Origin of the sequence: Hymenobacter qilianensis, assembly GCF_014489555.1 — a bacterium.
Taxonomy (GTDB): domain Bacteria; phylum Bacteroidota; class Bacteroidia; order Cytophagales; family Hymenobacteraceae; genus Hymenobacter; species Hymenobacter qilianensis.
In genome coordinates, this window is record NZ_CP060784.1 from 4,360,794 (window position 1) to 4,381,438 (window position 20,645).

The 20,645-nt window shown below is 53.5% G+C and carries 19 protein-coding genes; 15 read left to right on the forward strand and 4 right to left on the reverse strand.

Annotated features, from left to right (window positions below; translation table 11 throughout):
• Nucleotides 1-274: 274 nt before the first annotated feature.
• Nucleotides 275-511 (reverse strand): hypothetical protein, encoded by a 237-nt coding sequence (locus H9L05_RS19795; RefSeq protein ID WP_187732365.1) that lies wholly within the window; start codon nucleotides 509-511, stop codon nucleotides 275-277.
• A 330-nt stretch (nucleotides 512-841) separates the two neighbouring features.
• Here H9L05_RS19795 and H9L05_RS19800 point away from each other — a divergent pair, with 330 nt between their 5' ends.
• The 4 genes from H9L05_RS19800 to H9L05_RS19815 all read left to right on the forward strand — a co-directional run bounded on the left by H9L05_RS19800 (nucleotide 842) and on the right by H9L05_RS19815 (nucleotide 6,526).
• Nucleotides 842-1,063, forward strand: a complete 222-nt coding sequence (locus tag H9L05_RS19800) for a hypothetical protein (RefSeq protein ID WP_187732366.1) — start codon at nucleotides 842-844, stop codon at nucleotides 1,061-1,063.
• On the forward strand, nucleotides 1,060-1,227 hold the full coding sequence (locus tag H9L05_RS19805) for a hypothetical protein (RefSeq protein WP_187732367.1): 168 nt from the start codon (nucleotides 1,060-1,062) through the stop codon (nucleotides 1,225-1,227). Before H9L05_RS19800 ends, H9L05_RS19805 begins: the two co-directional genes overlap by 4 nt.
• A gap of 450 nt (nucleotides 1,228-1,677) precedes the next feature.
• The gene (locus tag H9L05_RS19810) at nucleotides 1,678-5,826 is read left to right on the forward strand and encodes a T9SS type A sorting domain-containing protein (protein ID WP_187732368.1); all 4,149 of its coding nucleotides are present in this window, start codon (nucleotides 1,678-1,680) and stop codon (nucleotides 5,824-5,826) included.
• A gap of 247 nt (nucleotides 5,827-6,073) precedes the next feature.
• A complete protein-coding gene (locus H9L05_RS19815) occupies nucleotides 6,074-6,526 on the forward strand; it encodes a nucleoside deaminase (protein WP_187732369.1) in 453 nt (150 codons plus the stop codon).
• A gap of 57 nt (nucleotides 6,527-6,583) precedes the next feature.
• Here the strand turns inward: H9L05_RS19815 and ffh are convergent, their stop codons facing one another.
• Nucleotides 6,584-7,933, reverse strand: coding sequence for a signal recognition particle protein (gene ffh, locus H9L05_RS19820; RefSeq protein WP_187732370.1), 1,350 nt, complete (start codon nucleotides 7,931-7,933; stop codon nucleotides 6,584-6,586).
• A gap of 165 nt (nucleotides 7,934-8,098) precedes the next feature.
• Here ffh and H9L05_RS24250 point away from each other — a divergent pair, with 165 nt between their 5' ends.
• Both H9L05_RS24250 and H9L05_RS24255 read left to right on the forward strand, forming a co-directional pair.
• On the forward strand, nucleotides 8,099-8,869 hold the full coding sequence (locus tag H9L05_RS24250; RefSeq protein ID WP_223284588.1) for a glycosyltransferase: 771 nt from the start codon (nucleotides 8,099-8,101) through the stop codon (nucleotides 8,867-8,869).
• A 47-nt stretch (nucleotides 8,870-8,916) separates the two neighbouring features.
• Entirely contained in the window at nucleotides 8,917-9,405 is a 489-nt protein-coding gene (locus H9L05_RS24255) for a glycosyltransferase family protein (RefSeq protein ID WP_262892715.1), read from the forward strand.
• Between the two features lie 5 nt (nucleotides 9,406-9,410).
• Here H9L05_RS24255 and H9L05_RS19830 read toward each other — a convergent pair whose 3' ends face one another.
• Nucleotides 9,411-10,229, reverse strand: coding sequence for a hypothetical protein (locus tag H9L05_RS19830; RefSeq protein WP_187732371.1), 819 nt, complete (start codon nucleotides 10,227-10,229; stop codon nucleotides 9,411-9,413).
• A gap of 35 nt (nucleotides 10,230-10,264) precedes the next feature.
• Complete coding sequence (locus H9L05_RS19835) at nucleotides 10,265-11,260, reverse strand: hypothetical protein (protein ID WP_187732372.1); 996 nt, start codon at nucleotides 11,258-11,260, stop codon at nucleotides 10,265-10,267.
• Between the two features lie 208 nt (nucleotides 11,261-11,468).
• On the opposite strand from H9L05_RS19835, the gene pseB reads away from it, so the two are divergent.
• The 9 genes from pseB (at nucleotide 11,469) to H9L05_RS19880 (ending at nucleotide 20,618) form a co-directional block, all read left to right on the forward strand.
• On the forward strand, nucleotides 11,469-12,488 hold the full coding sequence (gene pseB / locus H9L05_RS19840) for a UDP-N-acetylglucosamine 4,6-dehydratase (inverting) (protein ID WP_187732373.1): 1,020 nt from the start codon (nucleotides 11,469-11,471) through the stop codon (nucleotides 12,486-12,488).
• A gap of 146 nt (nucleotides 12,489-12,634) precedes the next feature.
• Nucleotides 12,635-13,816: a UDP-4-amino-4,6-dideoxy-N-acetyl-beta-L-altrosamine transaminase gene (gene pseC / locus H9L05_RS19845; protein ID WP_187732374.1), complete on the forward strand. Its 1,182-nt coding sequence runs from the start codon at nucleotides 12,635-12,637 to the stop codon at nucleotides 13,814-13,816.
• A 61-nt stretch (nucleotides 13,817-13,877) separates the two neighbouring features.
• Nucleotides 13,878-14,615 carry a cytidylyltransferase domain-containing protein gene (locus tag H9L05_RS19850; RefSeq protein WP_187732375.1) on the forward strand — a complete coding sequence of 246 codons (738 nt, stop codon included), beginning with the start codon at nucleotides 13,878-13,880 and terminating at the stop codon, nucleotides 14,613-14,615.
• A 3-nt stretch (nucleotides 14,616-14,618) separates the two neighbouring features.
• Nucleotides 14,619-14,942: a hypothetical protein gene (locus H9L05_RS19855; protein WP_187732376.1), complete on the forward strand. Its 324-nt coding sequence runs from the start codon at nucleotides 14,619-14,621 to the stop codon at nucleotides 14,940-14,942.
• On the forward strand, nucleotides 14,864-15,523 hold the full coding sequence (locus H9L05_RS19860) for a hypothetical protein (RefSeq protein ID WP_187732377.1): 660 nt from the start codon (nucleotides 14,864-14,866) through the stop codon (nucleotides 15,521-15,523). The genes H9L05_RS19855 and H9L05_RS19860 overlap by 79 nt, the downstream gene beginning before the upstream one ends.
• On the forward strand, nucleotides 15,433-16,110 hold the full coding sequence (locus H9L05_RS19865) for a GNAT family N-acetyltransferase (protein WP_187732378.1): 678 nt from the start codon (nucleotides 15,433-15,435) through the stop codon (nucleotides 16,108-16,110). The genes H9L05_RS19860 and H9L05_RS19865 overlap by 91 nt, the downstream gene beginning before the upstream one ends.
• Nucleotides 16,111-16,218: 108 nt before the next feature.
• Nucleotides 16,219-17,253 carry a pseudaminic acid synthase gene (gene pseI, locus H9L05_RS19870; RefSeq protein WP_187732379.1) on the forward strand — a complete coding sequence of 345 codons (1,035 nt, stop codon included), beginning with the start codon at nucleotides 16,219-16,221 and terminating at the stop codon, nucleotides 17,251-17,253.
• A 153-nt stretch (nucleotides 17,254-17,406) separates the two neighbouring features.
• Nucleotides 17,407-18,543 (forward strand): hypothetical protein, encoded by a 1,137-nt coding sequence (locus tag H9L05_RS19875; RefSeq protein ID WP_223284590.1) that lies wholly within the window; start codon nucleotides 17,407-17,409, stop codon nucleotides 18,541-18,543.
• 110 nt (nucleotides 18,544-18,653) lie between these two features.
• The gene (locus H9L05_RS19880; protein ID WP_187732380.1) at nucleotides 18,654-20,618 is read left to right on the forward strand and encodes a LamG-like jellyroll fold domain-containing protein; all 1,965 of its coding nucleotides are present in this window, start codon (nucleotides 18,654-18,656) and stop codon (nucleotides 20,616-20,618) included.
• Nucleotides 20,619-20,645 lie beyond the last annotated feature (27 nt).

Here is a 20,645-nt window from a genome sequence, read left to right on the forward strand (position 1 = left end):
GAACGCAAGGCAGCAGACAAAAAATACAATCATATCAACAGCTCCCTGCATTGGCTTTTAATTTATACAAGTCAGAAAGCTAATTCGTCAGATATGATATTTCAGGAATTCGGTCAGTATTAGATCCTAAGCATCAGCCAAATTTCTTGTCAGTAGGCCTTCTCATATCATTATATCCTAAAAAACATCTTCATACAATAATGGGAATTTATGAAAGAAGCCCCAGTCTAACGTAAAGACCGGGGCTTCTTAATTTATACAACAGGGGGCTTAATTACTCAGCCGCAGCCTCTTTTCTGGGGCGACCACGACGACCGCCGGTTCCCGTGCCAGCGGCGCGGGGCTTGCGCTCTTTGCGCTCGGGGGTAAAAGATGGATCCAGCAACGCGTTGGTTTCGCTGATGAGGCTGGTCAGCTTTTCCATGTTCTTACGAACCTGGGCTAGTACCATCTCATTATCTTCCGCATTCTGAAGAAGTTGCTGTAGTTTGTTTAAATCTGCTGCGGCCATTTTGGAGGGATTTGAAAGGGGAATAATTTAATTTCTTTGGCAAAAGAAAACATTAATTATGACACCAACAAAAAATAAAATTCATGTCGGTGTTTTCCTACGAGCAGCAATTGATAAAGGATACATTATTCTTAAGCGTTTAAGATATCATCGCACTATTTAGTTACACAACACGCTTAATACTGAAAATAATTATTCATTCTTAGGAAGGCATAAGTCGTTTTTTAGTCTCTCCTATTCTTTAGTATCCGGGTATTATTGTTTCAAGATTGCATCCTTGCCTTTGCAATTTGCGTTGTAAAGACAACACCACTTTCATTTTATCCCATTATGGCCAGCAACCTTGACTACCTGAATCCGGCCCTTATTCCACTCGAAGAAAAAGTCAAAGCCTATCTAGAAGCTGAGGAAGAATTGGAAAAGGCACAAATAGAAGCCCGCTCGCTGTCAACGTCAGATTTACCCCCACCGCCGACGGCTTTGAGCAACGCCCCCCTACAGGTAGTTTCGATCAGCACGCTGATGAGCTACAGCAGCGCCTCAATAACATGATTACTGACTTAGATCTGCTTCGTCGCGAGATTATTGAGCTACTGCCCGTGCGCGACGAGTTTGTAAAAGTCAACCTGGGATATGGCCCCAGCCGCGTGGGTGCTTTCACAATACCTACCGCTACCGGCACCGAACCTAAGTATCAGCTTCGGGTAATTCACTAGTTCATTATCTCGTTTGACACAGAAAAAGCCCCCAGACATACCTAGGGGGCTTTTTCTATGTCAAATACGCAATAAAGGCTGAAACTAAAGCACAAAAAAAAGACCCCGCTGAGCGAGGTCCCTTTCCACAACCAAAACACCTAAAAAAACTATTCTTTCGAAGAACTAATGAGCAAGCATCGGGCCAGAAATAAAGTATTTTTCATTTATTATGATAATCGATATTAGAATATCATGTACTAAAGTTTTTATTGAATTATTAAAATGTTTATAGAATACAGGACGAATATTATCAATGTGTATTTATTTAGAATATTTTATACTGACCTGCTACATAGCTAGTTATATGAACAAATATCCATCATTTTTCTAACAAAGTGCAATTTTAGGGCACTTTCCGGAGCTTTCTTTGCTCTGGTTTAAAATCAATTCCACTATTATTTATTTTTCATGAAAACAATTCTTACCCCCTTCTCCAGACGGTCGGATACTGTTAGAAAGCTCTTGCGAATAGCAGGTGCATCGTTATTCTTATTAGCATTTGGAGAGCGAGCGCAGGCACAGTTCCCGCGAGTCGAGTCATTTAAGAATGGTACCGCCGCTGGTTTCGACCTGTTTGGAACCGCTCGGCTTACAGGTACTGGCACCACCGGCACTGGTTATCTACGGCTTACCGATGCAATCAATAATCAAGCTGGAACAGCTATTGACCAAAGCGCATTTCCAGCTCCCCAAGGATTCAGCATTTCTTTTGAGTTCTTTTCCTACGGCAAAACCTCTACGAGCGGCGCTGACGGCTTCAGCGTTTACTTGATCGATGGTGCCACTAGCGTCTTCCGAATTGGTGCTGATGGCGGCTCCCTCGGTTACGCACAGCGTATTAGAGACGCTAACACGCCTACCATTATAACCCCCGGCGTATCGAATGGCTACGTGGGCATCGGCATTGATGAGTATGGCAACTTTTCTAATGCCAGCGAAGGTCGCTCGGGTGGCTTAGTTACTAATGGTCTTACTCCAAGTGCTATTACCATCCGTGGTAGAGGTAATGGAACCGCCGCAACCGAGTACCCATATCTTGCCAGCAGCGGCCAGTTACCTTTTAACTTGGACGTAACAACAGCACGTGCACAGGAAACAAGCGGAGACTATCGGCGCGCTTTCATCGATTTTATCCCCTTTATTAATAACAACGGCTCCACAGCCTACCGCATTACGGTTCGCATTCAGAACGGAAATACGGTAACCACAGCTTTAAGCAATATTGAGCTTCCGCCTCCACCGCCTACCCTGCGTATTGGTTTTTCAGGCTCTACTGGTGGCTCAAACAACGTGCACGAGATTCGTAATCTGGCGATTGTGCGCCCAACAGTCGCCAACAATGATCGGTTTGGCACGCGCTACGGAACGGCGGCATCGTTTGACGTAACCGCCAATGATGAGGCTCCTGGCAGCAGCCTGGATCGGGCCACGGTGGATTTAAATCCTTCTACTGCTGCTATCGAGCAGACGTTGACTGTTCCGGGCAAAGGCACTTTCACTGTAAATGCACAAGGAGTTGTCACGTTTAGCGCCCTCAGTACGTTTGCAGGCGTCGTTACTACTCCTTATACTATCCGCGATATTCTTAATACGCTTTCTAACCAAGCTACTATTACAGTAGACGTAAGCGGAGCCGATTTAGCGAGCAGCGTGAGCGGACCAGCTACTGCTAATCCAGGCGCGCGGGTAACCTACACTGTAGCTACAAGCAATTTAGGTTTAGAAACCGCCCTCAACGTAGTGCCAACCTTGCGTCTGCCTACTACAGTCAACAATATCAGTTTGCCCGCAGGTGCTACTATTGCTACTGTCGGTGGCGAGCAGGTTATTACGTTTGCTACTGTAGCCAGCTTACTTGCCAATGATCCAGCTATTATCAATGCCGTAACTTTTACTACCCCAGGCACGGCAGGCTCGTTCACAGGCACAGCAAGCTTCACTTCCGGCGTACCTGACCCTACCTCAAGCAACAACGTAGCTACTATAACTACTACCGTTAGTGGCATTGCAAATGTGGCTACAGCTTGTGCTACTCCTGGTAAGGATGGTGTTGGTGCACTTACTGCTATTTCAGTACCTAATACTTATTTCCCTGTAGCTATCCCGACTATCGTTGCGGCTAATCAAGCCAGCATTACCCTTGGTGCAGCAGCAGGAACAACTCCTATCCGTAGCGGTGACCTAATACTGATTATGCAGATGCAGGGAGCCACCATGACTACCGATAACTCGGCTTCTTATGGTACAATTACCAATGATGCTGCCTACACAGCCGGCAAGTATGAATATGCCATTGCCACGAATGATGTGCCCCTAACTGGCGGTATTCTGACTCTGGCGAAAGGAGTAGCCAACCAATATGAGAGCAATGCAACGGGTACCAGCACTACATCACAGCGTCGCTTTCAGGTTATCCGCGTTCCACAGTATTCTTCTGTTACAATTACAGGCACTTTAAGCGGCCCAGCCTGGAACGGTACAACTGGCGGTGTACTTGTGCTGGACGTAGCAGGCCAAACGCGTTTCACAACCAATGCCTCTATTAATATGACAGCCAAAGGATTCCGTGGCGGCGGTGGCGTGAGCTATACTGGGCAAGCTGCAAATAGAGATGCTTATGTGACTGCTGCTGCTTTGGCGCACGGCTCAAAAGGGGAAGGCACTGCCGGGTCACCCCTTAATATCTTCAATGGCACAACCGTTATTACCAATACTATAAATGGTAGCGGTATTGATGGTTACTTCGGTGGCAGTAACGGAGCCGGCGCACCTGGAAATGCCGGTGGTGGAGCCACTGACTATGGTGTTACAACTGGTAAAGAAAAGGGCGAGGATATCGTCAATGCTAATAACTCTGGCAATGCTGGTGGCGCTGGTGGGGGCAACGGAGCAAATGGTGGTCTTGGTGGCTACGGTTTTGGATCAAGTAACGGTAGCAGGGGGTTAAGAGCAGAGAATGGCGCATCCACGTTAGATGCCTCTATTTCTCGCCTTGTATTAGGCGGCGGTGGTGGCGCAGGTTCTACCAATGATGCAAATGCTACTGCTAGCAGCGGCGGTGTTGGCGGTGGTATTATTATGCTGCAAACTGGTTCTATCAGCGGAACAGGCTCATTGGTATCGAACGGTGGTAATGCACCAACAGCTAATGGTAACACTTCTGGTGGCGGCGGTGGCGGCGCTGGTGGTACCATACTTCTCCGCTCAACACCTCCTGCTACGGTAGCCAATGGATTGAACGGAATTACTGTACAGGTAAATGGTGGTAATGGCGGTGATGCCAATAATGGAGGAGCAGAGTACGGTCCTGGCGGCGGCGGCGGCGGCGGCTTAGCCTATTCAAACGGCACTCTAGCTACGGGCGGCTTTTCTGGAACGGCCGGAGCATCTGGCACTACCAATGGCGGCAATTTTGGTGCAACTGCTGGCACAGGCGTTTCTACAGCTGACATCATTACTACCGCTCCTACTAACAACATTGCCGGGGCTGGCTCTTGCTTACCGACGCTTACTGCTGCATTGTCTACTACTACTCCCAACGTTACACGTAGTGGCGACGCAGTAAATCCTGCTACTTATGCACTTGTTATATCAAATACGGGTGGAGCGGCAACAAGCGTAAGTGTAGAAACAGCATTAACAGTTGACCTCTTCAAGTATGATAACACGGTGGCTCCCACTGTGACACTGACGCCTGCTAATGGCAGCCCTTCACCATATACTAGCTATACTGCTCCAGCCAGCAGCACAAGCACGCCAACGTTCGGTGATATAACTATCCCGGCTGGTGCTACGCTCAGAATATCCTTCCGGGCTACTATTGCCAGCACTGCTGTCAATAACACTGTTTATCAGGCTTCTGCAACTGTTCGCTTCCTCGATCCTACCCGCCTCACGGCTACGAGTACTGTGTCACCGAATGCCACCTTCGCCGGAGGAGGGATAGTACCAGGCAGCAACTATGCTGCTGCTTCCAGCACGGCCGAAGACGTGACGATTGTGCGTCCGTTGCCAGTAGAGCTGAAGGAGTTCAAGGCTATCGCCGCACGTCAGGATGCTCAACTGAGTTGGGCCACGGCTACGGAGCTGAACAATGACCGCTTCGTAGTAGAGCGCTCACTCGATGGTTTGACGTTCAGCGCCATTGGCACCGTTCGCGGCAAAGGAACCAGCACACAGCCGTCTAAATACAGCTTCACGGATGCTGGAGCGGCTCGTTTGGGTACGTTGATTTACTACCGCCTGAAGCAGCTGGATTTTGATGGCACAGCAACGTTCAGCCCGGTGCGGACGGTGAAGTTCGTTGGCGCTATGAAAGTTGACGTGTCGGTGTACCCCAACCCAACTCAGGGCAATGCCACGCTTGACTTAACTGGCTTACCGGCTGGCAGCTACCAGGTGCAACTGCTGGATCTGACGGGCCGCAGCCTGCAAATCCTGACGCTGACTGGTCAGCAGGAACACCCATTGCAGGTGCAGGCGCTGCCTCATGGCTCCTACATTGTGCGAGTACGCGGAGCAGCCGTGAATGTGGCTCTGCCTTTAGTTCGCAACTAAATCGGGGCTATAGCCCGTGTTTCCTAAAAAAGCCCCTGAATAATCAGGGGGCTTTTTTATTGCCTTTACTTTATATAGTTTCTTTACTAGCAGTCAACAGGTTATATGGAAGTAAATGACTGATGATTCTGACTTTATTCTTCCATAAGCCCAGACACTGTAACTTCATTGCTGGGGGCTTTTTCTCCCCGCCAAAGTCAGTTTTCTCCTTTCCCTCTTATACTATGGAAGCTCCCGCGAAGAATTTATGCGCGAAGCCATTCGCTTATCGGTTGAAAAAATGCAGGCTGGTTACGGCGGCCCGTTTGGGGCTGTAGTCGTGAAAGACGGCCAGATTATCGCGCGCGGCTTCAACCAGGTCACCAGCACCAACGACCCCACCTGCCACGCCGAGGTGGACGCCATTCGCAAGGCTTGTATAGCTCTGGGCAGCTTCCAGCTTCAGGATTGTGACCTGTACACGAGCTGCGAGCCCTGCCCCATGTGCCTGGGAGCCATTTATTGGGCCCGCCCGCGCCGCGTATTCTATGGCAACACCAAGCAGGATGCCGCCGCTATTGGCTTCGACGACCAGTTTATTTACGACGAGATAGAGAAGCCGCTGAATGAGCGACAAATCCCGATGCAAGCATTCCTGGGGGCTGAAGCCAAAGAAGGCTTTACAGCTTGGAAAGAGCACGAAGCACGAACGGAATACTAAAGCATGAAAAAGCCCCCAGAAAGTTTCTGGGGGGCTTTTTTGTGAAGTTCAGGCAGCTTATTTCATGCCGCCGCGCATGCCCATCATTTTGGCCATTTGCTGCATACCACCTTTCGTGCTACTCATCTTGTTCATTGTGCGCATGACTTTGCGCATGTCCTCGAATTGCTTCATCAGGTTATTAACCTGCTGAATATCAGTGCCACTGCCTTTGGCCAAGCGACGGCGACGCGAGCCGTTCAATAGCTCGGGTTGGGCGCGCTCTTTAGGAGTCATGCTTTTGATAATGGACTCAATAGGCTTAAAAGCATCATCGTCAATATCAACGTCTTTGATAGCCTTGCTCATGCCCGGAATCATCCCCACCAAGTCCTTCAGGTTGCCCATCTTCTTGATCTGCTCCAGCTGGGAGAGGAAGTCGTCGAAGTTGAACTGATTCTTGCGGATTTTCTGGTTGATGCGCTTGGCTTCGTCCTCATCGAACTGCTGCTGGGCGCGCTCTACCAGCGAAATTACGTCGCCCATACCCAGGATGCGCTGGGCCATGCGGTCGGGATAAAACATGTCGAGCGCCTCCATCTTCTCCCCTGTCGAGATGAATTTGATGGGCTTCTCCACCACGGCCCGAATGGAAAGTGCGGCGCCACCGCGCGAGTCGCCGTCGAGCTTGGTAAGCACCACGCCATCGAAGTTGAGGCGGTCGTTGAAGGTTTTGGCTGTGTTCACCGCGTCCTGACCCGTCATGGAGTCGACCACGAACAGCGTTTCGGACGGGTTGATGGCCTTCTTAACTTGCTCAATTTCGCGCATCATCTGCTCGTCCACGGCCAGGCGGCCGGCGGTGTCGATGATGACTACCTTCTTGTTGTTTTTCTTAGCGTAAGCAATGCCGTTCAGTGAAATCTCAACTGGATTCTTGTTCTCCGGCTCCGAGTACACTTCCACGCCCACTTGCTCGCCCAGCACTTTCAGCTGGTCGATAGCCGCTGGGCGGTACACGTCGCAGGCTACGAGCAGGACGGTGCGGTTTTGCTTTTTTATGAACGTGGCCAGCTTGCCGGCGAAGGTGGTTTTGCCCGAACCCTGCAAGCCCGACAGCAAGATCACGGCCGGGTCGCCCTTGAGCACCACATCTTCTTTTTCGCCGCCCATGAGCAGCGTTAGCTCATCGTAGACGATTTTGGTCATGAGTTGGCCCGGCGAAACCGACGTCAGCACGTCGCGGCCCATGGCCTCGTCCTTTATTTTGTCGGTGACTTCCTTGGCCACCTTGTAGTTCACGTCGGCATCAACCAGTGCCCGGCGAATTTCCTTGATGGTCGCGGCGACGTTGATTTCGGTGATGCTACCCTGACCTTTCAGGGTTTTGAAGGCCCGATCGAGCTTGGTAGAGAGATTATCGAACATCTTGTGATGTAGTGAGTAGGATGGTGCTAGTGTAGCGAACTTGCTGACAAAGAAACGTCAGGCAGCTCAGTGGCAGGCAGCGGCAAGTTCGCTTCCCCAAAATTAACCCAAAAAACCCTGAAAGCCCACGGCTACGTACCTTCGCGTTCTCAAACCTGCTTTAAAATGCCCCTCAAGCCCCTGCGTCTGCTGGTTATTACCTATTACTGGCCCCCATCCGGCGGGGCGGGCGTGCAGCGCAGCTTGAAATTTGTGAAGCACCTGCCAAGCTTTTGTGTGGAACCCACGGTTATTACCGTCGATGCGTCGCAGGGAGCTTACCCGGTAATTGATGAGTCGTTGGCGGCGGAAGTGCCGGCCAGTGTGCGCGTGTTTCGTACGAATACCAGCGAGCCGTTCGATTCCTATAAAAAGCTCACCGGCCGCAAACAGATTCCGCACGGCGGCTTCGCCAACGAAAGCAAAAGCAGCTTCCAGCAGCAGGTTTTCAAGTTTTTGCGCGGCAACCTGTTCATTCCTGATCCGCGGCGGGGCTGGAACAAACACGTATTGCAGCAGTGCGCCGAGCTACTGGCCCAAGGCCACACTTTCGATGCCGTGCTGACCAGCAGCCCGCCCCATTCCACCCAGCTCATTGGCTTGGAGCTGAAAAAACGCTACGGTCTGCGCTGGATAGCCGACATGCGCGACCCCTGGACGGACATTTATTACTACAAAGAGCTAAACCACACCCCGCCCGCCCGCTGGCTCGACGCCTGGTACGAGCGCCAGGTGCTGGAGCAAGCCGACGAGGTGCTGGTAACCAGCCCCGACACCAAGCGTCTGTTTTTGGGTAAGTCGCCGCGCCTGGCGGCCAGCAAATTTCACGTGCTGCCCAACGGCTACGATGAAAGTGACTTCCGGGAGCCCAGCGCCCCCCCACTGATTGTCTGCTGATTACCCACACCGGCACCATCTCCGAGACGTATCATATCGAGCTGTTTCTGGCGGCTTGCGCCACCTGCACCACGCGCCACCCGGATGTGCCACTCAAGCTGCGCTTCGTGGGCACCGTGTCGGCTGGCGTGCAGGAGCAGATTCGGGAAGTTGGATTAGGCAAGCACACCGAGTTTGTGCCTTTTGTGCCCCACGATGAGTCGGTGGGCTACTTGCTGCGGTCTACAGCGCTGCTCATGGCCATCCCGGACGTAGCGCACAACTTCGGCATTCTGCCAGGCAAAGTATTTGAGTATCTGGCCTCTAACAAGCCTATCATCTGCATTGGCCCCGTCGGTTCCGATGCTGATAATCTGCTGGAAGAGTGCGGGGCCGGCCGCGCCCTCCCCTACGATACCTACAGCGGCATGCTCGACCATCTGGACAGCTTGTTTGCCGCCTGGCGCATCAATTCCAACCTCGATCTGCCGGCCATCAATCATGCACAATACTCCCGGCGGGCCCTGACGCAGAAGTTGGCTAAGCTGATAAAATAGGCTTTCTACTTCTGGATCTTTTCCCAGGCATTGCGCAGCTTACTTGGCAGTCGGCTAGCTACTTGCGCCCGCAAATCAGTCCAGGCAGAGCGGGGCAGCTGGCGACCCTGCCAAGCGCCAAGCGCTTCGGCCAGGCGCTGGGCAAGCGTGCGATAATGAGCGCGCTGGTAGTGGCGCAGATTATTGGTAACGTCGGCGGGCGTACGCACAAAGTCGCGCACATCAATAAGGAAGCAGTTATCGGCAGTAGCGACAAACTCCGCCAGGGCCTGATTCATTTGGGCGTGGCGCTGGGCGGCGCCGGTTTCGGCGCTGCCGGGCACTTCTATTTCGGCGCCATTGAGGAAGAAAATGGGAATTGTGGCCGGCAGTTGACTCCGCAGCCAACGCAGGTTTTCCTGGAAATCTGCGGACGAAATTTGCCCCCCAAACGCAAACTCCGCCCCGAATCGACGCAGAAACGCTTCGTCCATTCCGCGGAAACGGCGCTGGGCGTACTTGCCAGCCTGCACCGCAGGATCTGCGGCTATAATATTGTGGTAGCCCCCAAAGGGGATAGCGATGCCCGTGGTTTTCTCGCGATACAACTCCTGGGTGTAGTCCATGAGCGGGCTGTAAACCAGGGCATGAAACTCCGCCGACCACAGGCTGGTGGCAAAGGCTTCTTCGCCCAGGAATGGCAGCGCGCGCGCTAGCCGCTGCTGCTCGCCGGGGGGCAATTCGCGGCCCAAGCGTAGCAACGCCGTGTGCTCCACGTGCACCGGAATCTGGTGCTCGTTTACGTAGTTAAACTCCTCGTTTACTTCGATAGCGAAGGCCTGCAAGAAGGGAGTCAATTGGCCCAAATCGCAGCCACCTTTCAGCAATACGCGCAGCTGGGGGCATTTTTATCCTGAGTTTGCCCCCCACTATTTTTCGCGAGCTGGGGCGTCGCCGCTTCAGAATCAATGGTTATCCATTCGGGCTTCTCACGAGCGTTCAACTCGGTAGCTACTTCGCCTTGCACCTCCAAAGCCGGGAAGCCCAGCCAGGCATACGTGAACTGCTCAACTCCCAGATGCAGGATGCGGCAGGAAAATACGAGCTGCTCTAGCCTGTTTTCCGGCTTGTTCAGGCAGTACACGCCTACCAAACCATAGTCGCCAAACCGGTCGCGCACCCGCACAGTGCCCCAGCGCAACGCTGCATCCGTGAAGCTGGCCTCCAACGCCTCTTTCGCCACGCGTTTCTTGGTGAAATTGAGCTGGTTGGAGCGATTAATCAACTCCTCGATACGGCCCAGATCAGCTTGCACGGCCGCTCCTTCCCGAAACTCAATACGCACCTGCGAATCGCGCAGAAACGCCAGGTTGTCCTGGTAAGCAGACCGGGCCTGCTGCTGGCGTTCGAGCAGCTTGTATTGCTCCAGGCGCGTCAGGCCGGGGTCGGGTTTGCCGCTGAGCAGCAGCTGGGGAGCAATTTGGGGCAGATCGGTGGGGTCGGCTACCTGCAATTCGGGGTTATAAAACTGTGCTTCGGCCCGATTGATCGGATTATCGTCCAGAAACAGAGCGTTAGGTGCCCGCAGCTGCATTTGAGCCAGCAAATCCTTGATAATCGGACCTTTGGGCTGCCAGCTTATTCGCGGAAAAACAAACAAGTCACGAATGCCCAGCTCTACCAGCTTGGCTTCGGCGGCGGCAAAATCGTTTTTGGAAACGATGGTATGCACAATGCCGCGGAGTGCCGTAGCGCGCACCAATTCCAGGTGGTCGGCAATAGCCTCCACGGCTCCTTCCGAGAGCGTACCGCGCCAGAAAGTATCATCCAGATCCCAGATAATGAGCTTGATAGGTTCGGGGAGGTGGGCTGGCATAGCAGGAGTAGCGCGAACTTTCAATCCGCGTATCGTTGAACAATCATCCTTGTAGTAGCGCGTCAGTCAGCAATGATACCCGAGCTGAAAGTCGGCTCGGGCCGTCCTTTGGGTCGCGCTACAGCAAAAGTACGCAACCCCGGCGCGGATTGCCTACTTTTGCCCCCCAGCGTCTTTTTCCGGATGGCTGGCCTCTCTTTGTCTTTCTATGGCACTCGATTTAAACAACAAATCTATCCTGGTTACCGGTGGTACGGGCTCTTTCGGCAAGCAGTTCGTGCGCACGGTGTTTGAAAAATTTCCGCAGGTGAAACGCCTGGTGATCTACTCGCGCGACGAGCTGAAGCAGTACGAAATGTCGCAGATATTTCCGCACGCCAAGTACCCGGCTATTCGCTATTTTATTGGCGATGTACGTGATGCAGAGCGCCTTAAGCGGGCCTGCGAGGGTATTGATATGCTGGTGCATGCCGCCGCCCTCAAGCAAGTGCCGGCTGCCGAGTACAACCCGATGGAGTGTATCAAAACCAACATCTTCGGGGCCGAAAACGTCATTAATGCCGCTCTCGACTGCGGCGTAAAGGAAGTGGTGGCCCTCAGCACCGATAAAGCCGCCGCGCCCATTAACCTTTACGGCGCCACCAAGCTCTGCTCTGATAAGCTGTTTGTGGCCGCCAACAACATGAAAGGCGCGCGCGATTTGCGCTTTTCCGTTGTGCGCTACGGCAACGTAATCGGCTCCAGGGGCTCGGTAGTGCCGTTTTTCCTGCAACAACGCGAGACCGGTGTGCTGCCCATCACGCACCCCGACATGACGCGCTTCAACATTTCGCTGGAAGAAGGCGTCGATCTGGTGCTGTATGCGCTGGAACACGCCTGGGGTGGCGAAATTTTTGTCCCCAAAATTCCCAGCTACAAAATCACGGAGGTTGCCGAAGCCATCGGCCCCAATTGCAAGCACGAGGTAGTCGGCATCCGCCCTGGCGAGAAGCTGCACGAAGCGATGATAACCGAAACCGACGCGCTGAGCACAGTTGAGCTAGATCGGTACTACGTCATTCTGCCTTATACGCCGCAGTGGGATGTGGAAGAATTTATTCGTCATTTCAAAGGTAGCCGCGTGCCCGACGGCTTCTATTATGATTCGGCTAATAATGACCATTGGCTGAACGCGGAGCAGATTCGGGAGGAAATTCGCCTGCACGTAGATCCAACATTTAAGGCATAGCCAGCTCAACCATTTGTTATATAAAAATGTCGCTCTGCAATTAAGAGCGGCATTTTTTGTTTCAGGCTACCAGCTTTGCCAACCACACAACCTGCACAGATCCGGGTGCCACATCAAGCGCCGGGGCTGTGTATATTTACCAGACTATGACTAACGCCTCCGTTACCTTTCAGCCCTCACGTGCTATTCCCTATGGCCGCCAGCATATTACGGAAGACGATATACAAGCCGTAACCGATACGCTTCGGTCCGATTTTCTGACACAGGGACCGAAGGTGGCAGAGTTTGAAGAGAAATTTGCGGCCTATATCGGGGCCAAATATGCGGTGGCGGTAAGCAATGGCACGGCGGCTTTGCACCTGTGTACGCTGGCTTTGGGCGTGCAGCCCGGTCAGCGCGTCATTACCACGCCTATCACGTTTGCCGCCTCCGCCAACTGCGTGCTTTATGGCGGCGGCGAGGTTCACTTTGCCGATATCGACCCCGCCACCGCGCTCATCGACTTACAGCAAGTGCGGCGGTTGCTGGAAAGTCACCCTAGGGGGCATTTTCACGGCCTTATTCCCGTCGATTTTGCGGGCCTGCCCGTGAATATGGAGGCAGCGCGAGCGTTGGCTGATGAGTTTGGGCTGTGGCTGATTGAGGACGCCTGCCACGCGCCGGGGGGCTTTTTTCTGGATTCGGCAGGCAACGAGCAGCGCTGCGGCAACGGGAACTTTGCCGATTTAGCCATTTTCAGCTTTCATCCCGTCAAGCACATTGCCACTGGCGAGGGCGGCATGATTACGACTAACCGCCCGGATCTTTACGAGAAGCTGCTCATGCTGCGGACCCACGGCATCACCAAAAATCCGGCGCAGCTTCAGCAAAACCCCGGCGGCTGGTATTACGAGATGCAAACCCTGGGCTATAATTACCGGATGCCGGACATGCTCACGGCGCTGGGAATCAGCCAGCTCCAACGAGCTGATGCAGGTATTGCTCGTCGTCGCGCACTAGCCGCCCGCTACGATGCCGCCTTTGCCGGAATGCCTCCTATACGCTCATTGGCCACGGAATCGGGTCATGCTTATCATCTCTACGTAATTCAGATTGAGGATCGTAAAGGCTTGTATGACTTCCTGCGCGAGCGGCAGATTTTTGCGCAGGTACACTACATTCCGGTCCACACGATGCCTTATTATCAGCAGTTGGGTTGGAAAAACGGGGATTTCCCACATGCTGAGGCGTACTACGCCCACTGTCTGAGTTTGCCAATGTTCCCGGATCTGACAGATGAGGAGCAGCAGTATGTAATTGACTGTGTGCGGGAGTTTATTGTTAAGTAACAAAAGCAATAGCAAAGCCGGGCATTTGAGTGCCTGACAATTCGTAGTAAGCTGATAATTAATGCTTTCGGACTCTCCTAAAATCGGCATTATATCTCAGGCTCGTATGACGAGTACGCGCCTGCCGGGTAAGGTGCTATTGCCAGTTGCTGGCCAGCCGCTGTTGCATTATCATGTAGCACGATTACGTGAGAGTGGGCTGCCGATCTACCTGGCAATCACCAATAACTCTACCGACGATGCGCTGGCTGAATTTGCTGTGCATGCCCAGTTGCCTTGTACCCGCGGCGATGAGCAGGATGTGTTGGGACGTTATTACCAATGTGCAGAGGAAAATCAACTGGACATTATCGTGCGCGTTACCTCTGATTGCCCCCTACTGGATGGGCAACTCATAGCACAAGGCGTACAGGAATATCTGCGTCACCAAGACTCGCGTCTTTACCTTTCCAATGTATTGGAGCGCACCTTTCCACGAGGATTCGATTTTGAGATTTTTTCCCGCGAGCTATTAAGCGAGGCCTACCATCAGGCGGTATTACCCAGCGACCGGGAGCATGTGACGCCTTCTATCCACCAGAACCGCTTGGGCAACGTTCATTTTCAGCATGTTACTCGCTCCCCCAACCGTAGCCAGTACCGTCTGACTGTTGATACTGCCGACGACTTCAGGCTTTTAAAACTCCTCATTGAGAATCACAATGCTGCTGCGTTGACTTCCGATGAAATTATTGCTCTGCTGGATCAGCACCCGGAGTTAGTGGCGCTGAACGCTCATATTGAACAAAAGACAGCTTAACCCATGACCACCGACCCCAGCCTGCCCCGCCTCGTGCTCCGCGCCGATGGAAATCCGCGCATTGGGCTGGGCCATGTGATGCGTCTATTGGCTTTGGCTGATATCCTGCGCGATGAGTTTGGGTGCGTATTCGTTATTCAGGAGCCTGATGCTGTGCTTCTTATTCAGCTCCAGAAATCGTGTTTGGAGGTTGTAGAAATGCCCCCCAGCCTGCGGGTGGTGAGCCAGCCTGGTTGGCCCAGCACGTGTTGCGCCCTAGTGACATTCTGGTGCTTGATGGCTACGGCTTTGAGTTCAGTTATCAGCAAGCCGTGCGCGCTCATGTAGCCAAGTTGGTTTGCCTGGATGATTTGCACGCCTTTCCCTTCGCCGCCGACTTGGTGCTGAACCCTGCGGGGGGCATTTCTGAGGCTGATTATGACTTACGTCAGCCCGGTGCCCGGCTGCTGAGCGGCCCGGCCTACGCGCCGCTGCGGGCCGCTTTCCGCTCCCCTGCTCCCGCTCCCCATACAGCTGCTTCGCCCTCGTCCGTACTGGTTTGCCTGGGCGGGGCCGACCCTACGCATCAGACCCAACGCGTGGCTGCCTCCCTGCTCACGCTGCCCGTCGTTGAGCAAGTGCAGATAGTAGTAGGCAGTGCGTATACCGGGTGGGAATCGTTGAGCCAATGGGCCGAACACGAAGCGAAAGTTACGCTGCATCGAAATTTGCCCCCCAGCCACTTAGCGGAGCTTATGGAAAGCTGTGGGGCGGCGGTGTGCTCGCCCAGCACCATCAGCTACGAGTATTGCGCGGCGGGGGCGGCTTGCTTTTCCTGTTGCCTACTGCTGCAAATCAGCATGATCTGCACGAATTTTTGCGGGCGGCAGGCATGGCTTTGCTGTATCCCAGCGCTGCTAATGTGCTGACTTCGCCGGAGGTGCTGCGCATCGCAGAGCAGCTACGAACGGTTCAGAACCATTATTTCGACGGCCACGCTCCTGCACGTTTACAGCAGGCTTTCCGTGTCTTACGCCTGCCAGATGCACCTTTCCGCTTGCGATTGGTCACTGCTGCCGATTCTGCTCAGCTCCTGGCCTGGACGAATGAGCCAACCGTACGGCAGGCTTCCTTCAATCCTCAGCCCGTACCCGCCGAGTTTCATGAGCGGTGGTTAAACGCCCGTCTTGCTGACCCTTATGCCTTGATGCTTTTGGCCGAAGAGGAGACCACCGGCGCGCCTGTTGGGCTCATTCGCTTCAGCATTTCGCACGACGAGGCTACGTTGAGCTACCTGCTTGACCCAGCGTATCGGGGGCGCGGCTGGGCGGCGTTGCTATTGGCCTTGGGTACCACGCATTTGGTGCAAACATTTCCTCATCTGCGCCGGATAGTTGGGCATGTCCAACTTCGTAATCAGGCTTCACTACGAGCGTTTGAGCGGGCGGGCTACGCTTTGCTGCCCGTTCCTTTATCAGGCGAGCCCGATTCGGTTACTTTTGCGTGGTGGCTGTAGCTTTATCGTCTGGCGTGGTGCCACGACTCTTTTCGTTATAGTGCCACCGCGCCTGATTGCAAAACAGCTTGTCTTAGCTACCGACTCCTCGCTTCTAACTCCTTAAAGATGCATATCGGCTCCCGCCCTATCGGCCCCGACCAACCGCCTTTCATTATTGCTGAACTTAGCGGCAACCATAATCAGTCGCTGGAGCGGGCTTTGGCCATTATTGATGCGGTAGCGGCCGCAGGCGCTCACGCCATCAAGCTCCAAACCTATACCGCAGACACTATGACGCTCCCCGGCGCTTACCGTATCGACGATCCTGACTCGTTGTGGTACGGTCGGGAGTTGCACGAGCTGTATCAGGAAGCCTACACGCCCTGGGAGTGGCATGAGCCATTGTTTGAGCGCGCCAAATCGCATGGGATGCTGGCCTTCAGCTCGCCCTTCGATGAAACGGCGGTCGATTTTCTGGAAACGCTCGATGTGCCTGCTTATAAAATTGCCTCCTTCGAAAACACCGACTGGCCCCTGCTGCGGCGGGTAGCCGCCACCGGCAAACCCGTGATTATGAGCACCGGAGCCAGCACCCTAGCCGAGGTTGCCGAGGCCGTGGAAGTACTGCGCGAGGCTGGCTGCCAGCAGCTAATTCTCTTAAAATGCACTAGCACTTATCCCGCCACACCCCAAAACACCAACCTACGCACTATCCCGCATCTGGCCCAGCTTTTTCCTGATTGTCCGGTGGGTCTCTCCGATCATACCATGGGTGTGGGCGCGGCCGTGGCCGCCGTCGCGCTAGGCGCCTGCGTCATCGAAAAGCATGTAACCCTTCGTCGCTCCGATGGCGGCGTCGATTCGGCTTTTTCTCTTGAGCCTGAGGAGGTAGCCGCTTTGGTCACCGAAACAGAACGGGCCTGGCAGGCACTGGGGCATATTCAATACGGTGTGCAGCGGGCTGAGGAAAAAAGCCGCCTGTACAAACGCTCCTTATATGTTGCCCAGGATATTCGGGCAGGCGATGTATTTACCAAAGAAAACCTGCGCGTAGTGCGCCCCGGCGACGGCCTGCCGCCCCGCTACTTTGCGCCCTTGCTCGGTAAGCCTGCCCGTCAGGATTTGCGCGCGGGCACGCCACTCACCTGGGAAGCCCTGTAGTTTCGTCATGCCCTATTTGGCTCAGCTCGTTGCCCGCACCCGCGACATTCTGCAACTGCGCTTCAGCGATTTATTTGTGCAGCTTCCACCCCAGATGCTGGGGGCATTTCGCCGCACAATCCACTGAAGCGACTTGCTAAAGTACTGGGGTACATGGCCCTGCGGCTGGTGGGCAACTGCTTTCGGCCCATCCATAACCCGGAGCCACTGCGGGGGGCAATTTGGCTGTATGTTGTAAGCCAGAATAACTACGAAGCGCTCGACTTTATCCGATCTGGGCTCCCCAACAGTGTATTTGTAGCTGGCCAAAGCAAACAGATCGGACGTTACAACGGGAGCGTAAACCGCCTTTCGCTCCGCCGCAAGCTTCTGTACTACTGGCAGTTTCCGCTGGTGCTGGCTGGGCTATGGCGTACCGAAGGAAGCCGGGCAGTGCGCTTTTTCGACCTGATTTTCAACGCCATTGGCTACTACGAAGTGTACGGGCGGGCACTGCGCCATTACAAGCCCAGAGCCATCATTTTTGCTAACGACCACAATGACGACGCTCGCGCCCTCCTGCTCGCCGCCCGCGCCTGCGGAGTCCCGACTGCCTACGTGCAGCACGCCAGCGTAAGCACTTACTTCCCGCCCCTGGGCTTCGACTTGAGCCTGCTGGAGGGTCAGGATGCGCTGGATAAATACCAGCAGTGCGGGCCCATCCGGGGCCGCGTGGAGTTGGTGGGGATGCCCAAGGCCGACGCCTACCTCAGCCAGCGTAATGCCGCGCCGGCCGTACGGCGCGTAGGTATTGCCGTCAATTTGCTAGACGATACAGAAGCCATCCGGGCCGCTGTAGCGTATTTGGTCAGGGAGTTTCCTACCCTCACTTTCACTTTTCGCGCCCATCCTGGCGATACCCGCGATTTTGGTTTTTTGCGCGAGCATACCCAACTCTTGTTTTCCAATGCGCGCCAGCAGAACATATTTGAGTTTCTACACCAGCAAGACGCTCTAGTAGCCGCCGATACCTCTACGCACCTGGAGGCTATACTACTCAATCTGGCGAGTCTGTACTACCGCTTTGGTACTCATACTATTGCCGATGATTACTATGGCTACGTGGCTCATGGCTTGGTAGAAAGAGCCTCTTCCCTACCCGAATTGGCTACGTTGCTACGGGGCTATAAGGAGTACAAACCTGCTAACCTATACCAGCGGGCAGCTTACTATAATTCAACTTTAGGAACAAGCAAAGAAGGACAGAGTAAAAAACTGGTTTTAAACAAATTGGCTTCTTGGATAAATTAAGGTTATTTCGTGGTTGATACATCTAACATCAATTTCGAATGAATAAATTTTTACTTCTTTTAAAATCTAGAAATAATATTAGATTATTCACTCTGCTCCTATTTCTTCTTATGTGTTGCTATTCAGCAGCGGCTCAGAGCCTTCCGGGTGCGGGCAATGCACTCCGTTTCAACGGTAGCTCCACATACATTAATGCAGGCGTAGATAATCGGGGAGTTACAAGCCGGATTACAGTTGAAGCCTGGATAAAAACCCGCTCGGAAGCCATTCAATTTGCGGCGACTAAATATTCAAACTCCAACTTTGAAGACCGTGGTTTTCAGCTAGGAACCTCCGCCGGGTTTGCCATATTTAATGGCCGAGCCGGTAAGGGTCAGTATTACGGGTCGGGCTCTTCGCGGACGTATGTCGCCGATGGGCGGTGGCATCATATTGCCGGAGTATGCGATGATAATGTGTGGAAAATTTATGTGGATGGCACATTGGAAAGCACTACTACCTTTCCTTATACCAACGGCAACCTGGCAAGCACCTACGCGCTTTCGCTGGGCAGTTATTTTGTATTAAATAACTGGTATTTCGATGGTGACATTGATGAAATCCGGGTGTGGCGCGCGGCTCTGACGCAGGACCAGATACGGACTAACATGTGCCGTAAGATTTCGCCGGTGCCAGCTGAGCTAGTGGCCTACTATTCATTCGATCAGACTTCTGGATTAACAGCCATCGACAAAGGCAGTGTACCCACTAATGGCACGCTTAGCAATTTCAGCACTAGCAGCCCTTGGCAACCATCCGGGGCCGCCATTGGTGATGTTAGTGTCTTTGCTTATGGTAGCGACCTTCGTGCTACGCGCCTGAACCTTGCTGCAGCCAACGGAGACTCTGGTATAGTACGCAATATCAGCACTCAAACGGATGGAGTACAGCTGTATGCTGTCAACCAGGCATCATCTATGGTAATACCTTTTAGTGGCACTACTTCACCAGTATACTTTGGAGTGTTTAGTCGGGGCAGTACGGGCACTTACGATTTTAGGCTTCGCCCCGCAGGTGGCCTGCTATGCACCAGCCTTTATGAACGGCCGGCTAGCGATGGCGCGTGGACCAATACGGTTGCTACCTCGACTTCATCATCCCTGCTTCTAACCCAACAGCGCTACCGTGCTGAATACACCCAAGTGGGGGCTGATCTTAGAGCACTGCCGGTTACTGTTTTAGGTGACACTATTTTGTGTGCTGGAGGTAGTGTTCAGTTAACTGCGAGCATATCAGGTGGCGCAAACTCATTTCGGTGGAACACGGGGGCCGTAGCGCAAACTATTACGGTAACTCAGCCCGGCATCTACTCTATGACGGCCACTTTCCCTTCAGGCTGCACAATCACACGTAGTCGTCAGGTTGTACAGGCAGATTTGCGCATCACGGGTGAAACAATTTTGTGTGAAGGTGCTAGTAGCACGCTTCGAGCCGTTTCCACACCGGCGGGGGCTACATTCCGCTGGAACAACGGCGCTACAACTTCGGACCTTTCTGTAACGCAACCGGGTACTTACTCTGTCACGACGACATTCAGCAACGGCTGCACCAGTACCCGCCAAGTTGTAGTTAGTCTGTCTAAAGCGGTGCCCGCATTTGCTTTGGGTCCTGATACTACCGTGTGCGAGGGCACCCCTTTGCTGTTGCGGGCCCCAGTGGGCAATGCTTATACCTACTTATGGTCCGATGGCTCGACGGGTAGCTCGCTCCTTGCCCGGCAAGGCGGCACCTACACCGTAACTGTGCGGAGCGGCTGTAACACCCAGACAGCCAGCCGCACGCTAACAGCCCAACTATGTGTACCCAATATCATCACCCCTAATAAAGACGGTCGCAACGACGCTTTTGTAGTAGCATCTTACAACGTGGGTGAATGGTCGTTGGCGATTTACAACCGTTGGGGAAAAGAGGTCTATCAAACGGAGCGCTACCTTAATGACTGGGGCGCCAGCGCCGCACCGGGCGTTTATTACTACATGCTGCGCCGGGGCACCACCAATAGTGCTATAAAAGGCTGGCTGGAAGTGGTTCGCTAGGAAAACAGCGATTAGCAGGCATGGGCC